Here is a 14,532-nt window from a genome sequence, read left to right on the forward strand (position 1 = left end):
CGGCTCATGACGGCCATCACGGTGCATGAGCTGCGCCGGGAGTCGGTGGTGAGCCGCTCGTCCTGTCGGCGGCACCCGGCTCGGTCCGTTCCGGTACGGCGAGGCCGGCCAGGAACCACGCGTCGATGCTCTCGCCGACGGTCACCATCGCCTGCCCATCGGGAGTGAACGAGACCTTCTGGCCGCCCGGGTGCGCCCACAGCGTCCGCCCGGCGGAGTCGAAGAGCACAGAACCGCGGTCCGCCGTGACGAAGGCGAACGGGCCACGGTCGGTCCAGGCCGCGCGGGTCGATGCCGCGCGGGTCGAGGCCGCGGTGAACGGGGAGGCCGTGTCGAGCTCGCCCGGGAGCTCCGTCGGCCGGACCAGCGCACCGACGGTGAGGGACGGATGATCCGGCGCCGGATCCAGGTTCAGTATCCGGGCGGCCGGGCCGGCCTGGGCACCCCGGACTGCGCCGCCCTCGACCGCGCCGCCCACGGCGAACAGGGCAGCGCCATCCGGGGCGAAGGCGAGGGCGCTCACATCGGTGAGCCCGGTCTGGGCGGTGGCCAGCACGGTACCGCCGTCGGCCTCGCGTATCACCACACGGCCCTCCGGTGCCGTGTGCGCCAGCAGTCGGCCTCTCGCGTCCAACGCGACGGGGCCGAACGCGTTCTGCTCGGCCGGGACGTTGAGCACCACCCGGCCGGTCTCCGTCTCGACGACCGCGACCGTACCGGACTCGCACGTCCCGGCGGCCACCCGGCGGCTGTCGCCGCTGAATCCGATCCGGACCAGGTCGTCCATCCCCAGGCTGCCGTCGTCCTCGTCGTCCTCGTCGTCCTCGTCGTTGTCGTCGTCCTCCTCCTCGTCGTCCAGTCTGGAGCCCTCTGGAAGGACCCACAGTTCGTCGCCGGTCTCGGCGGACCAGGCGTGCCAGCGGCCCTCGACGGAGGTCACCACCGTCCGGCCGTCCGGGCTGATCTGCATGTCGTAGGGCTCGTCGTGATAATCGGCCCCGGCGAGGAACCACGTCAGACGATCATCCTCAAGGGTGTTCCAACCGACGATGTCCCCACCGTTGTGATGCCATTCGGCTGCCGCGCCCAGCGCTATCCAGGTCAGGTCGGAGGGCGCTGCCACCGCGCTCGCCCCGTGGTAGAAGTACGCCCTGTCGGTGTCTTCGTCTTCGTTCGAGGCCTCGAATCCGGACGCGGCGCGCCCTGCCTCGACGTGATCGAGGGTTCCGAGGTGGCGTATCCCGGCGAGAGAGTGGTACGGCCGCACGTCGCCCGCCGTCCACTGGGCCCACCAGTCGTCCGGCATCGGCCGCTGCTGCGCGGGCCAGGACAGCACCCGGGGCGCGACCGCGGCCAGCTCCTCCTCGTCCAGTTCGGCGAGACGCAGGCAGACCTCCTGCCAGACCTCCTTGGTCGGGCGCGCGTTCAGGAGTCCGTCCAGAGAGCTCATCGCAGGGGTCCTCTTCGTCAGGAGGTCAAGGAAGGGAGGGAGTGGGCTTGCACGCCGTCGTCGGGAGAAGCGATCACCAGGGTGCGGCCGTCGGGGGTGAGCGCGGCGGCGATTCGCGGGCCAGGGGCGTCCACTGACAGGCGGACGGAGGCGGTGGCGAGGTTCCAGACGGTGACGCGGCGTTGATCCACGATCGGCACGAGGGGCTCGGCGCCGCACCACACGGGCCGCAGGTTGATCCGGTCGACCCGTTCGTCGGTCGGCAGGACCACCGGCTCGGGTGCGTCCGCCGGGTCGTTCAGATCGACGACCGTGGCCACCGTTTCGTCCGGCCGGGCACCCACGACGGCGAGCGCGGCCCCGTCCGGGCTGAACGCCAGACCGTTCACCCACGGAATGCCTGTGCGGTACTCGGTGCACGCACGGCTGCCGACCTCCTGAACGACGACTCTTTCCTTCGAGGACCACCGGTGGGCGGTGGAGAAGGCCAGCCGCGATCCGTCGGCGTTCAGGGCGACGGTGCCCTCGCCCTGAATCCGATCCTGGTAGGCGAGGCCATTGAAGATGTTTTCGATGTCGTGCACGACGCGCCGGGTCGCCGCGTCCCAGACGACGACGTTCTGGCTGAACGCGTTGGAGGTGGCGAAGAACCGGCCGTCGCCGCCGGCCGCGGCCTGCGCGAGGTCCGGACCGTCGCCACCACCACCCCCGGTCATGGCTCCCGTCCACGGCTCGCCGGGGGCGGTGGACGACCAGCGGAGGATGGAGTTGCCGCTTTCCATGGCGGTCAGCGCCGATCCGTCGGGGTCGAAGACGAGATCGAGGACGCGCCGACGACCGGGGGCGGAGAGTCGGACCACGGTTCCCTCCGCCAGGAGCAGCACTTCGGAGAACTCCCGAAACCAAGGCGCGGCCGTCGCGATCGCCACCCGGCTCAGGTCCGCGGTGGCCGCGATCGCGGTGATCCGCTCGGGAACGGGGGAACGCGCGGGGAGGGGACGCGGCGTCTCCAGATCTTCGGGGGCACCGAGCTGCCGCACCGACATGGCGTCTCCGATCGGCGGTGTTGATCAAGCGGGACGACTGAGACTTTAGGCATCAACACCGACAATCGCCAGATTTCGCGGAAACCACCCGGCGCCAGGGCCGCGCCCTGAGCGAACTCACACGCGTGTTCCCGCTGAGGACGGCGCTGAGGACGATCCCTCCGCCGAGGAGGGGCATCGTCCCGCGCCGCATTCGGACGGTGCCCGGCGGTTCAGGCGTCACGGAGGTTCCGGCGTCACAGCGTTCAGGCGTCGCGGCGGCGCAGCACCAGGTAGCCGCCGATGAGGGCGGCGGCCACCCAGAGCGCGAGGATGCCCATTCCGGTCCAGGGACCGTAGTCACGGCCGAACCGGGGGTCTCCGGGCGGCCCGGTGAGATGCATGATCAACATGCCGGCCTGGTCCGGCAGATACTGCGCGACGGGCTTCAACCCCGGGACGTTGCCCAGTCCCTGCGAGCCGAGGAAGAGCAGCGGCAGCAGGATCCCCAGCGAGAGCGTGGAACTGCGCAGCATCGTCGCCACTCCCATGGCGAACAGGCAGATCATCGTCAGATAGAGGCAGGCGCCGACGGCGGCGGGCACCACCCCATCCGCGCCGAGGGAGGTGCCGAGTGGGCCGAGCCCCGCCTGCGCGGCGAAGAAGGTGACGGTCACGGTGACCACCGAGACGCCGAGGGCGCACGACAGCCCGGCGAGCGCCTTGGCGCCGTAGAACAGGCCGCGTCGCGGCACCGCCGCCAGCGAGGCGCTGATCGTCCCCGTGCTGTACTCGGTGCCGATCAGGAGCACCCCGAACACCACCAGGGCCAGCTGGCCGAGGGTGAGGCTGTAGAAGGTGGCGAAGAGCGGATCGAAGCTCTCCTGCTGCTCGTGCGGCAGGCGGGAGAAGGAGCCGCGGAAGCTGAGCCCGACCAGGTAGCCGAGGCCGACGCTGAGGGCGAAGGCCGGCAGCAGCGTCCACAGCGTCGACCGCACTGTCCGGATCTTGGTCCATTCGGCGGTGAGCACCGCCCAGGTGAAGATGGCGTTCACCGCTTCCCGCCTCCGGCCTGGTATTCCACCGCGTCCCCGGTGAGTTCCATGAACGCCTCCTCCAGTGAGGCCCGCTGGGCGCTGACCTCGTGCACCGTCAGACCGTTGGCGGCGGCCAGTTCACCGAGGGCCGCGGCCTCCGTGCCGTAGGCCTCCAGAGCTCCGTCCGCCGCCCGTTCCACCCGGACGCCGGCCCTGACCAGTGCGTTACGCATCCGTTCCGGCTCGGGTGTCCGGATCCGCACGTAGGAGCGGGAGTTCGTCTCGATGAACTGCCGCACGGTGGTGTCGGCCAGTAACCGGCCGCGGCCGATCACGATGAGGTGCTCCGCGGTCAGCGCCGTCTCGCTCATCAGATGGCTGGAGACGAACACCGCCCGGCCCTCGGCGGCCAGTCCCTTCAGCAGGTTCCGGATCCACACGATGCCCTCGGGGTCCAGCCCGTTGACCGGCTCGTCGAAGAGCAGCACCGGCGGGTCTCCGAGCAGCGCCCCGGCGATGCCGAGCCGCTGGGTCATGCCGAGCGAGAAGCCGCCGGCCCGTTTGCCCGCGACGCCCTCCAGCCCGACCATCGCCAGGACCTCCCGCACCCGCGCCCTGGGGATCCGATTGGTCCGCGCCAGCCACAGCAGGTGGTTGAACGCGCTGCGACCACCGTGTACGGCCGACGCCTCCAGCATCGCCCCGACCCGCCGCAGCGGTTCGGACAGCCGCCGGTAACGCGCACCGTCGATGAGGACCTCACCTCCGGTGGGGCGGTCGAGGCCCAGCATCATCCTCATCGTGGTGGACTTACCGGCACCGTTCGGCCCGAGGAACCCGGTCACCTGGCCGGGCCGTACCGTGAAGGACAGACCGTCGACCGCGACGGTGGTCCCGTATCTCTTGCTGAGGTTCCGTACTTCGATCACCCGGTCAAGGCTAGGAACCGGTCCGGCCGGGCACAGTCCTCGAAAGTCGTCGGTCCGTCCGACCAAAGTCGACCCGATCCAGCCAATACCCTGCCCCCTATGGGCCGACATCTTCTCGCCGCCGTCGTGGTCGTGGTCGACACCGTGCTGCTCGTGGCCGGGCACCGGGAGGGGCTGCCCCCCTGGGGTGCGCCGGCGTACGCGATGGCCGTGGTGCTGGTGGTCGCGCTGCGCCACCGGTCTCCGGCGACCGCGTTCACGGCCGCGCTGGTGCTCTCCGCGCTTACCGGCGGAGCGTATGTCCTGCTGCTTTGGAGCGCTTACCATGCCGGGCGCGAGGTCGTGTCGCGACGGGGTACGGCCGTGATCGTCGGCTCGGCGTTCGGTATGGCGCTCGGAAGCGTCGCCGTACAGCTCTGGAGTCCCTCCGGGGATCCCCGCAGGATCGCCGGCCTTCTGTCGGTCTACGGCGTCTTCGTGGCACTGCCGATGCTGACCGGCCGTTACCTGGCCCAGCACGAGCGGCTGGTGTCGGCGCTCAGCCGGCGCAACCGGCAGCTCGGCCTGGAACGGGAGCTCCTCGCCGAGCAGGAGCGGCTGCGGATCGCGAGGGACATGCACGACTCCCTCGGGCACCGGCTCAGCCTGGTGTCGGTCCAGGCGGCCGCGCTGGAGGTGTCGGCACTGCCCGCTGAGCAGCGGCAGGCCGTCCGGCGACTGGCCGGAGCGGCCCGCGGCGCCATGGACGAGCTGCACGAGCTGGTCGGCACGCTCCGCGGCGAGCCGGAGACCCCCGACCGGTCGTTCGCGGTGCAGGCCATCGGCACGGTGGTGGAGGAGTTCCGGAGATCCGGGGCCGCGGTGACGCTACGGCAGAGCGGAGAGCCGCGGCCGCTGTCCTCGGCGGCCGGGCAGGCGGCCTACCGGGTGGTCGAGGAGGGACTGACCAACGCGGCCAAGCACGCCTCGGGGCAGCCGGTCACCGTGAGCGTCGACTGGGAGTCGGACGCGCTGCTGCTCACGGTCGCCAACCCGCTCCCGGACGGTCCGGACTCCGGAGAGGGCGGACACGGCCTGGCCGGGCTGGGCGAGCGGGTCCGGCCGGTCGGCGGAGTCCTGGACCATCGGCTGTCCGGCGACGGGTTCAGGCTCTTCGCGATGCTGCCCGTCACCCTCGAAGAGGAGGCGGCGGACGGCGAGGACCTGACGGCGACCGGGCGCGTCCACACGGCCGCCGTCGGCATCGCCGTCGCGGCCCTGACCTTCGTGCTCCTGCCCGCCGGCATGCTGACGGGGGTGAGAGGGTGATCAGGGTGCTGGTCGCCGACGACGAGCCGCTGATCACCGCCGGTATCCGCACCGTGCTGGAGTCGGCGGCCGACATCGAGGTCGTCGCCCAGGCGGAGAACGGCCGGGCGGCCGTGGACGAGGCGATCAGGCACCGCGCCGACGTGGCGTTGATCGACGTCACCATGCCGGTGCTGGACGGGTTGAGCGCGATCGAGGAGCTGCGCCGGAAGGTCCCCGCACTGCGAACCGTGATCCTGACGTCGTTCGGCACCGAGCCGAACGTGCTGCGCGCCCTGCAGGGCGGCGTGGCCGGGTTCGTGCTCAAGAACTGCACGCCCGACGAGCTGATCCGCGCGGTCCGGGCGGCGCACAACGGAGACGCCTACCTGTCGCCCTCGGTGACCCGGCTGGTGCTGGGCATGGTCACACCCGGGGAGGCCCGGCGCCGGAGGGAGGCCGCCGGACGGCTGGCGGCGCTGACGCCCCGCGAGTCGGAGGTCCTGCACCTGGTGGCGGAGGGCATGTCCAACGCCGAGATCGGCCGGCGGCTGCAGATGACCGAGACGACCATCAAGACCTACGTCAGCCGGATCCTGACCAAGCTCGACTGCGCCAATCGCGTCCAGGCCGCCCTGCTGGTCAGGGATGCCGGCTGAGCCACCGGAACGAGGAGCGGTGAACCACCCGGGCGCCTCGGCCCGCCCCCGCCGACCGCTCGACGGCGATTCAGCGGGGTGGAGCCGCTAGCATCCCTGAGGAACGGTGACGACGAGGAGTTGAGCGATGACCCATCCTTTCGGTACGCAGCCCGCGCTGCGGCACACCCCGTTGAGCGCGGAGGAGAAGGCCCGGAGTGAGGTCAACTTCGCCGCTCTCGTCGCCCAGAAACTCGTCACCGACGGACGGTTCAGGGTGAGTGCCGACACCCCGGAGTTGGTGGAGCTGTTCCAGGCGGTCGCCCGCAGGGTGGGTGACACGCTCGGAAGGCCTGTGGTCAGCTACGCCAACGGCAGATACATGGTGATCACCTTCGATCAGGAGGAAGCTCCCGGCCGCATCGACGGGGGCGTCCGCTCAGCGGGGGAGTGACCCGACCGCGCAAACTGCGCCGGTTGCTCATCGGACAAGCCAGAAGGCCGCCGACATCCCTGAACGGGGATGTCGGCGGCCTTCTGATCTTGCTCGGCCCATGGACGCCATGAGCAGTGGTGGACGATACAGGGATTGAACCTGTGACCTCTTCCGTGTCAGGGAAGCGCTCTCCCGCTGAGCTAATCGTCCTCGCCGAACACGAGAGGTGGAGACGGGATTTGAACCCGTGTACACGGCTTTGCAGGCCGTTGCCTCGCCTCTCGGCCACTCCACCGGAGTGAGGGTCGCAAAGACCCTTCGAGCGGAAGACGGGATTCGAACCCGCGACCCTCACCTTGGCAAGGTGATGCTCTACCACTGAGCCACTTCCGCGTGTTTTCGCCGGGTGTTTCCCCTGCGGCAACGAGAGAACTCTAGCGGGTTTTCCGGGTGGTTGCGTAACCGTCGGTCATCCGGACCGGCGGAGCTGGCGGGCGACACCGCGTTCCACCGCGGGCAGGGTGAGGAAGATCTCCAGGATCCGGGTGAGGCGGTGCACCTCGATGCGGTGGAAGGCGGGGCCTTCGGTGCGGGCCAGCAACAGGGTCATGGCCAGCGGGGGGAGCGGCGCGGCGATCACATGGAGGCCGGAGTCGAGGGTTGCGGCCGTCGGGCGGGCCGGATTGTCGGGGAGGAAGGGGACCTCGGCGGGGGCACGCCAACTGGAGTGGACGACCGTGCGTGGCTCCACCGTGGTGCCGGCCGCCGCCCAGTCGCCGCTGAACAGCACCGGCATCGAGTCGATCAGCGTGGCCAGCGCGCGGTCTCCCGCCGTGGTGATGTATTTGAGGATCTCAAGCTCCGGATAGGTGCCCGGTGCCTCCCGCGTGCCCCACACGCCCTCGACCGTCACTCCCGGTACGCTCCGCAGGCCCTCGACCAGCGCCTCGCGCGAAGCGGCGTCCGGCCAGTAGACGGTGATGTCGTCGAGCGCACGGCCCTCGCCGCGCTCGAGCACGACGACCTGGGTGATGTCGGCCCCGGCGGAACCGAGGGCATGGGTGATCTTTGCCAGGGATCCCGGCTGGTCGGGCAGTGCGATCCGCAGTCGCAGGAGCATCCACGGCCTCCGGTGTCCCGTCTGATTACGCTATGTACACCCTACCCAGCGTTGATTCGTCCCGCTGAGCCCGGTGAGGTAGAAACACAAGGTGGAGTCGTTGAAACTGGGACCGCTCGAGGTCTGGCCGCCCGTCGTCCTGGCGCCCATGGCCGGGATCACCAACGCGCCCTTCCGCACACTCTGCCGCGAGCAGGGCGGCGGGCTGTTCGTCTGCGAGATGATCACGACGCGGGCGCTGGTGGAACGGAACGCCAAGACGCTCAAGATGATCCGGTTCGACCCGGGAGAGAAGCCCCGCAGCCTCCAGCTCTACGGAGTCGACCCGGTGACCGTCGGCAGGGCCGTCCGCATGATCGCCGACGAGGACCTGGCCGACCACGTCGACCTCAACTTCGGCTGCCCGGTCCCCAAGGTGACCCGGCGTGGCGGAGGCTCCGCCCTGCCGTACAAGCGGAACCTCCTGCGGGCCATCCTGCGCGAGGCCGTGCGCAACGCCGGGACGCTGCCGGTGACCATGAAGATGCGCAAGGGCATCGACGACGACCACCTGACCTACCTGGACGCGGGGCGGATCGCCGTGCAGGAGGGTGTCTCGGCGATAGCGCTGCACGGCCGTACCGCCCTGCAGCACTACGGCGGGACCGCCGACTGGGAGGCCATCGCGCGGCTGAAGGAGGCGGTGACCGAGATTCCGGTTCTCGGCAACGGCGACATCTGGAGCGCGGACGACGCGATGCGGATGATGGCCGAGACCGGATGCGACGGTGTCGTCGTGGGCCGGGGCTGCCTGGGCCGTCCGTGGCTGTTCGCGGACCTCGCGGCCGCGTGTGAAGGGGGCGGGGAGCGCGCCCGGCCGCGGCTGGGGGAGGTCGCCGCGACCATGGACCGGCATGCCACGCTGCTGGCCGAGTGCTTCGACAGCGAGCGGCACGCGGTGGCCGACTTCCGCAAGCACGTCGGCTGGTACCTCAAGGGCTTCACCGTCGGAGCCGACCTCCGCCGCCGCCTCGCCACCTCCGACACCCTCGCGGAGCTGCGCGAAGGGCTCGCCGAGCTGGACCCCGCCCAGCCCTGGCCGGAGGGCGTGGACGCACCCAGAGGCAAGACCAATCCGCGCGACCGGGTCCACCTGCCCGCCGGCTGGCTGGACGACCCCTACGACCTGGCCGTCGTCGGCGCGGACGCCGAGCTCGACACCTCGGGCGGCTGAGGCGCCGACCCGTGCCGGCGCGGGCGCCCACGTGCGGGCAGCTCGTCGCCGGCCGTCGCCGGCCTCTTCTGGTGAGCGCCCGAATCTCCCGCGGACGCCACGGACCTCGTTCCGGAATCGCGATGAGAACGTGATCTCCTTCTGCTGCTCCAAGGTCAACTCCTTGGGTAACTTCCCGTCAGGGATCGGCGGCTCACACGTGGAGACGGCGCTTGACGGAGACCACAACATCACCGGATGACCTGATCGCGGAATTCGACGCCGAGCGGCCCGCCCGGCGGCTGTCCGGCCGGGTTGCGAGGGCCGTCACCCTGGTCGCCCTCGGGCTCTCGCTCTACGTGCTCTACTGGGCCTTCCTCCCCGGTCAGGTCCTGCCGTACCGGATGACCTTCCTCGCGGTCGTGCTGCCGCTCACCTTCGTCTGCTACAAGCCGGTGCGCGGGAGCGGCGACCGTCCGGGCGCCGTCGACTGGGTGCTGGCCGGGCTGTCGCTGGTGGCCTGCCTCTACCCGCTGGCCGTCTTCGACGATTTCATCAGGCGGGCGTTCGACCCCACGGCCCTGGACGTCGCGGTGGGCGCGGTCATCTCGCTGCTGGTGCTGGAGGCCTGCCGACGCACCGTCGGCTGGATCCTGCCCGCGGTCTGCCTGGTGTTCCTCGCCTACGCCTACTACGGCGGCTATCTGCCCTTCGACTGGGTCATCGGGCACCGCGGCTACGACATCGACCGGATCATCGTCTCGCTGGTGATGGGCACCGACGGTGTGTACGGCGTGCCGCTGGACGTGGCGGCCACCTACATCATCCTGTTCACCGTCTACGGGGCGGTACTCGACCACTCCGGCGCGGGGAAGTTCTTCGTGGACATCTCCCTGGCCGCGTTCCGCCGTTCGCGTTCCGCGCCCGGCCGCACCGTCACCCTCGCCGGGTTCCTGCTGGGCACGGTGAGCGGCTCGGGGGTCGCGACGACGGTGAGCGTCGGCAGCGTCGCCTGGCCGATCCTGCGCCGGGCGGGCTACCCCCGCGAACAGGGCGGGGGCGTGCTCGCGGCCGCGGGCATCGGCGCGATCCTGTCCCCGCCCACGCTGGGCGCCGCGGCGTTCATCATCGCCGAGTACATGCGGGTCGGCTATCTCACGGTGCTGATCTACGCCCTGATCCCCACGATCCTGTACTACCTGGGCATCTTCCTGGCCATCGAGATCGACGCCCGCAAGTACGGCACGCGGTCGGCCGAGGTGGACGCGCCGAGGTTCTGGCCGCTGCTGCGGCGGTTCGGATACCACTTCAGCTCGCTCTTCGTGATCGTCATCCTGATGGCGCTGGGCCAGTCGCCGTTCCGGGCGGTGGTCTACGCCACGCTGCTGGCCTTCGCGCTCTCCTTCCTCGACCCCGCCCACCGGCTCACCCCCCGTGCCGCGGCGAAGGCCCTCGCCGCGGGCACGGCAGGGGTGCTGCCGGTCGCGGCCACCTGCGCCGCCGCCGGAATGATTGTCGCCGTCGTCACCCTCACCGGACTGGGCCTCAAGGCGAGCTCGCTGATCGTCGGAGCCTCGGGCGGGATCCTGGCGGTCACCGCGCTGCTGTGCGCGCTGGCGGTGCTCGTGCTCGGCCTCGCCGTACCGGTGACGGCGTCGTTCGTCATCGCGGCGGTCATCATCGGGCCCGCGCTGATGAACCTGGGAGTCAGCCAGGCCGAGGCCTACATGTTCATCTTCTACTACGCCGTGCTGTCGGAGGTCAGCCCGCCCACGGCGCTGTCGGCCTTCGCGGCCTCGGCCATCACCGGCGGCAACGCCTACCGGACCATGCTGGCCACCTGGAAGTACACGCTGCCGGCATTCCTGGTCCCCTTCGCCTTCGTGCTGACCCCCGCCGGCTCCGCGCTGCTCGCCCAGGGGCCGGCGGGGGAGATCCTGCTGACCACCGCGGTCTCGGCGCTCGCGGTGGCGGCGCTCGCCGCCGCCACCGGCGGCTGGCTGGCCGGGCCCGCGACGGCGGCCGAACGGGTGCTGTGCGGGGTGGCCGCCGTCCTGCTGCTCTTCCTGTCGCCCGTCCCGGTGCTCGCCGGAGTGGGCGTCCTGATTCTCGCGATCGCCTTGCATCTGACCATGCGGACACGGAGGACACGATCATGACCATCAAACGGGTGGCGGTCCTGCTGGCGGCCGGGGCGCTGCTGCTCGGCGGCTGCGGCGGCGACCGTTCCGCCGGGCAGGACGGAGCCCAGACCTCGGCGGGCAAGCGGCTGTCGATCGCCACCGGCAACACCACCGGCGTCTACTACGTCCTGGGCGGCGGCCTGGCCGACCAGATCGGCAAGAACATCCCCGGCTACCAGGCGACGGCCGAGGCGACCGGCGCCTCCGTCGAGAACATCCAGCGGGTCGTCAGGGGCGACGCCGACATCGCCTTCACCCTCGCCGACTCCGCCGCGGACGCGGTCGCGGGCAAGGGCTCCTTCACCTCTCCCCAGCCGATCCGGGCCGTCGCCCGGCTCTACGACAACTACACCCAGGTGGTCGCCACCACCGATTCGGGCGTGAAGTCCGTCGCCGACCTCAAGGGCAGACGGGTCTCCACCGGTTCGCCGAACTCCGGCACCGAGGTCATCGCGCTCCGCCTGCTGAAGGCGGCCGGCCTCGACCCGGACAAGGACGTCAAGCGACAGTCGCTGGGCCTGCCCGAGAGCGTGCAGGGCATCAAGGACGGCACCCTCGACGCCCTGGTCTGGTCCGGAGGACTGCCCACCCCCGGCATCACCGACCTGCTGACCAGCCTCAAGGGCGAGGTCGCCTTCGTCCCGCTGGATTCGGTGCTGGAGCCGATGCGGCGCGAGCACGGCCAGGTCTACGCCGGCGGCACGATCGCCAAGGACGTCTACGGGACCCCGGCCGACGTGTCCACCATCGCGGTGCCCAATCTCCTCGTGGTCAACGAGAAGATGGAACCCGCCCTCGCGGGAGATCTCGCCAGACTGCTCGTCGATCACAAGGCCGATCTGGAGAGGGTCCACCCCGCGGCCGGGGACATCACCCGCGAGAACGCCCAGAAGACCGACCCCGTCCCGCTGCACGACGGCGCGCGGAAATACTACGGCTGACCGGGCACGGGGACGGGGGCGTGCCGGAACGCGCTACGGCCGGCCCAGGTCGCGGCGGAGATGCTCGGCGGTGAAGGAGCCGGTCACCTCCAGCAGCCGCCGGGGCGTGCCCTCGAACACGACGGTGCCGCCCCGGTCTCCGCCGTCGGGGCCGAGGTCGACGATCCAGTCTGCGCTCTTGATCACATCGAGGTTGTGCTCGATGACGATCACCGTGTTACCGGCGTTCACCAAGTTGTCCGTGATGGTGAGCAGGTGCTCGACGTCCGACATGTGCAGTCCGGTGGTCGGCTCGTCCATGACGTAGACGCTGCCCTTCTTGTGGAGCTCGCCGGCCAGTTTGATCCGCTGGCACTCGCCGCCGGACAGGCTGCTGAGCGGCTGGCCGAGCTTGAGATAGCCCAGCCCCACCTCGTCGACCGCGCGCAGGACGCTCCGCGGCCTCGGTTCGGTGAAGAACCCCGCCGCCTCGCGCACCGTCATCTCCAGCACGTCCGAGACGGACCTGCCGCGCAGCGTGTGCCGGAGGACCTCCTCCCGGAACCGCCGTCCCCGGCACACCTCGCACACCGACGTGACACCGTCCATGAACGCCAGGTCGGTGTGGATGACCCCGAGACCCTGGCACTTCGGGCAGGCGCCCTTGGAGTTGAAGCTGAACAGAGCGGGGGCGACCTCGTTCTCGGCGGCGAACAGCTTGCGGATCTCGTCCATCAGCCCGGTGTAGGTGGCCGGGGTGGACCGGATCGAGGTGCCGACCGCCGACTGGTCGATCACCACCGCCGCCGGGTGCGCGGCCAGGAGCGCCTCGTTGACCAGGCTGCTCTTGCCCGACCCGGCCACCCCGGTGACGACGGTGAGCACCCCGGTGGGGAAGGAGACCGTGACGTCCTTCAGGTTGTGCACGGTGGCGCCGGTGACGGTCAGTGTGCCGGCCGGTTCCCGGAACTCCGTCTTGAGCGGCCGGTTGTGGCGCATGTGCCGCCCGGTGAGGGTGTCCGCCTGGTAGAGGCCCTCGACGCCGCCCTGGTAGACGATCTCGCCGCCGTGCGTCCCGGCGTGCGGACCGACGTCCACCACGTGGTCGGCGATGTCGATGACGTCGCGGTCGTGCTCCACGACGAGCACGGTGTTACCCTTGTCCCGCAGTTCACGCAGGAGCCCGTTCATGTTCGCCACGTCGCGCGGGTGCAGCCCGATGGTGGGCTCATCGAAGACGTACATCATGTCGGTCAGGCTGCTGCCCAGGTGCTTGACCATCTTGATGCGCTGGGACTCCCCGCCGGAGAGGGTGGACGTGGGCCGGTCCAGGCTGAGGTAGCCCAGGCCGATGGTGATCAGGTGACGCAGCCGGGCCAGGATGGCCGGGACCATCGTCGCCGCGACCGGGACGTCGATCGCGGCGACCACGTCGACCAGGTGCCGGACCTCCATCGCGGACAGCTCGGCGATGTTGCGGTCGTCGATCCGGCAGGCCAGCGCCGCCTGGTTGAGCCGGGCGCCTTCGCACAGCGGGCACGGCCGGGCGGAGACGAACGCCATCGCGGCGTCCCGCCTGGACGACCCCTCGGCGTCCCTGTTGATGTAGAGCCGGTCGAACTTGTCGATCAGCCCCTCGTACTTCTGCGGGACCGTCCCGCCCCGCGTCTCGAAGAACACCTCCGACCCGCTGCCGCGCAGGAACATGTCCCACTCGGCCCGGGTGTAGTCCGCCAGTGGCTTGTCGTTGTCGAACAGTCCCGACTGGGTGTAGGTCTTCCAGTACCAGTTGCCGACCCCGAAGCCCGGCAGCAGGATCGCGCCCTCGTTGAGCGACCTCGACCGGTCCAGGGTCCGCGCCAGGTCCAGGGCCATCGTCCGGCCGACGCCCTCGCACTCCGGGCACATCCCGGCGGGGTCGTTGAAGGAGAACGCGTTGGAGTATCCGGCGGGCGGCGTGCCGATCCGGGAGTAGAGCAGCCGCAGCAGGGCGGAGATGTCGGTGATGGTGCCGACGGTGGAGCGGGAGTTGCCGCCGATGCGCTGCTGCCCGATGACGACGGCGGTGGAGAGGTTGCCGATGTGGTCGGCGTCCGGCTGGCCGTACTTGGGCAGCCGGTTGCGGGCGAACGTGCTGAAGGTCTCGTTGAGCTGCCGCTGGGACTCCGCGGCGATCGTGTCGAAGACGATGGACGACTTGCCGGATCCCGAGACGCCGGTGAAGACCGTGATCTGCCTCTTCGGGATCTTCAGTGAGATGTTCCTCAGGTTGTTCTCACGGGCGCCCGTTATCTCGATGTGGCTCATGAAGCCGA

At 70.4% G+C, this 14,532-nt stretch carries 12 protein-coding genes and 3 tRNA genes; 6 read left to right on the forward strand and 9 right to left on the reverse strand.

Annotation, left to right across the window (positions count from 1 at the left end; genetic code table 11):
• Positions 1-16: 16 nt before the first annotated feature.
• The 4 genes from OHA77_RS36145 to OHA77_RS36160 form a co-directional block, all read right to left on the reverse strand.
• Complete coding sequence (locus OHA77_RS36145) at positions 17-1,450, reverse strand: WD40 repeat domain-containing protein (RefSeq protein WP_406313743.1); 1,434 nt, start codon at positions 1,448-1,450, stop codon at positions 17-19.
• 17 nt (positions 1,451-1,467) lie between these two features.
• Positions 1,468-2,496, reverse strand: coding sequence for a WD40 repeat domain-containing protein (locus OHA77_RS36150; protein ID WP_406313744.1), 1,029 nt, complete (start codon positions 2,494-2,496; stop codon positions 1,468-1,470).
• A gap of 245 nt (positions 2,497-2,741) precedes the next feature.
• Positions 2,742-3,530 (reverse strand): ABC transporter permease subunit, encoded by a 789-nt coding sequence (locus OHA77_RS36155; protein ID WP_406313745.1) that lies wholly within the window; start codon positions 3,528-3,530, stop codon positions 2,742-2,744.
• The gene (locus tag OHA77_RS36160; RefSeq protein WP_406313746.1) at positions 3,527-4,441 is read right to left on the reverse strand and encodes an ABC transporter ATP-binding protein; all 915 of its coding nucleotides are present in this window, start codon (positions 4,439-4,441) and stop codon (positions 3,527-3,529) included. The genes OHA77_RS36155 and OHA77_RS36160 overlap by 4 nt, the downstream gene beginning before the upstream one ends.
• A gap of 99 nt (positions 4,442-4,540) precedes the next feature.
• Between OHA77_RS36160 and OHA77_RS36165 the strand changes: the two genes are divergently transcribed.
• The 3 genes from OHA77_RS36165 (at position 4,541) to OHA77_RS36175 (ending at position 6,820) form a co-directional block, all read left to right on the forward strand.
• A complete protein-coding gene (locus OHA77_RS36165) occupies positions 4,541-5,749 on the forward strand; it encodes a sensor histidine kinase (RefSeq protein ID WP_406313747.1) in 1,209 nt (402 codons plus the stop codon).
• A complete protein-coding gene (locus OHA77_RS36170; protein WP_326823707.1) occupies positions 5,746-6,387 on the forward strand; it encodes a response regulator transcription factor in 642 nt (213 codons plus the stop codon). The genes OHA77_RS36165 and OHA77_RS36170 overlap by 4 nt, the downstream gene beginning before the upstream one ends.
• Before the next feature lie 127 nt (positions 6,388-6,514).
• Entirely contained in the window at positions 6,515-6,820 is a 306-nt protein-coding gene (locus tag OHA77_RS36175; protein ID WP_406313748.1) for a hypothetical protein, read from the forward strand.
• Between the two features lie 117 nt (positions 6,821-6,937).
• On the opposite strand, the gene OHA77_RS36180 is transcribed toward OHA77_RS36175, so the two are convergent.
• From OHA77_RS36180 to OHA77_RS36195, 4 genes are all read right to left on the reverse strand, one after another.
• Positions 6,938-7,012: transfer RNA gene (locus tag OHA77_RS36180), tRNA-Val, on the reverse strand.
• A 14-nt stretch (positions 7,013-7,026) separates the two neighbouring features.
• Positions 7,027-7,097 (reverse strand) — tRNA-Cys (locus OHA77_RS36185).
• 26 nt (positions 7,098-7,123) lie between these two features.
• Positions 7,124-7,195: transfer RNA gene (locus OHA77_RS36190), tRNA-Gly, on the reverse strand.
• A 76-nt stretch (positions 7,196-7,271) separates the two neighbouring features.
• The gene (locus OHA77_RS36195; protein WP_326823705.1) at positions 7,272-7,922 is read right to left on the reverse strand and encodes an amino acid-binding protein; all 651 of its coding nucleotides are present in this window, start codon (positions 7,920-7,922) and stop codon (positions 7,272-7,274) included.
• A 91-nt stretch (positions 7,923-8,013) separates the two neighbouring features.
• Here OHA77_RS36195 and dusB point away from each other — a divergent pair, with 91 nt between their 5' ends.
• From dusB to OHA77_RS36210, 3 genes are all read left to right on the forward strand, one after another.
• Positions 8,014-9,135 carry a tRNA dihydrouridine synthase DusB gene (gene dusB / locus OHA77_RS36200; RefSeq protein ID WP_406313749.1) on the forward strand — a complete coding sequence of 374 codons (1,122 nt, stop codon included), beginning with the start codon at positions 8,014-8,016 and terminating at the stop codon, positions 9,133-9,135.
• 212 nt (positions 9,136-9,347) lie between these two features.
• A complete protein-coding gene (locus OHA77_RS36205) occupies positions 9,348-11,273 on the forward strand; it encodes a TRAP transporter permease (protein ID WP_406313750.1) in 1,926 nt (641 codons plus the stop codon).
• Positions 11,270-12,238 carry a TAXI family TRAP transporter solute-binding subunit gene (locus OHA77_RS36210; RefSeq protein ID WP_406313751.1) on the forward strand — a complete coding sequence of 323 codons (969 nt, stop codon included), beginning with the start codon at positions 11,270-11,272 and terminating at the stop codon, positions 12,236-12,238. The genes OHA77_RS36205 and OHA77_RS36210 overlap by 4 nt, the downstream gene beginning before the upstream one ends.
• A gap of 33 nt (positions 12,239-12,271) precedes the next feature.
• Here OHA77_RS36210 and OHA77_RS36215 read toward each other — a convergent pair whose 3' ends face one another.
• Positions 12,272-14,524 (reverse strand): ATP-binding cassette domain-containing protein, encoded by a 2,253-nt coding sequence (locus tag OHA77_RS36215; RefSeq protein WP_406313752.1) that lies wholly within the window; start codon positions 14,522-14,524, stop codon positions 12,272-12,274.
• Positions 14,525-14,532 lie beyond the last annotated feature (8 nt).

The organism is Streptosporangium sp. NBC_01639, assembly GCF_045209755.1.
Lineage (GTDB): Bacteria > Actinomycetota > Actinomycetes > Streptosporangiales > Streptosporangiaceae > Streptosporangium.

Bases quoted from the DNA above. Each gene is read 5' to 3' on its own strand.
- OHA77_RS36145 (WP_406313743.1), bottom strand. From the start codon at position 1,450: ATGAGCTCTCTGGACGGACTCCTGAACGCGCGCCCGACCAAGGAGGTC.
- OHA77_RS36150 (WP_406313744.1), bottom strand. From the start codon at position 2,496: ATGTCGGTGCGGCAGCTCGGTGCCCCCGAAGATCTGGAGACGCCGCGT.
- OHA77_RS36165 (WP_406313747.1), top strand. From the start codon at position 4,541: ATGGGCCGACATCTTCTCGCCGCCGTCGTGGTCGTGGTCGACACCGTG.
- OHA77_RS36175 (WP_406313748.1), top strand. From the start codon at position 6,515: ATGACCCATCCTTTCGGTACGCAGCCCGCGCTGCGGCACACCCCGTTG.
- OHA77_RS36195 (WP_326823705.1), bottom strand. From the start codon at position 7,922: ATGCTCCTGCGACTGCGGATCGCACTGCCCGACCAGCCGGGATCCCTG.
- OHA77_RS36210 (WP_406313751.1), top strand. From the start codon at position 11,270: ATGACCATCAAACGGGTGGCGGTCCTGCTGGCGGCCGGGGCGCTGCTG.
- OHA77_RS36215 (WP_406313752.1), bottom strand. From the start codon at position 14,524: ATGAGCCACATCGAGATAACGGGCGCCCGTGAGAACAACCTGAGGAAC.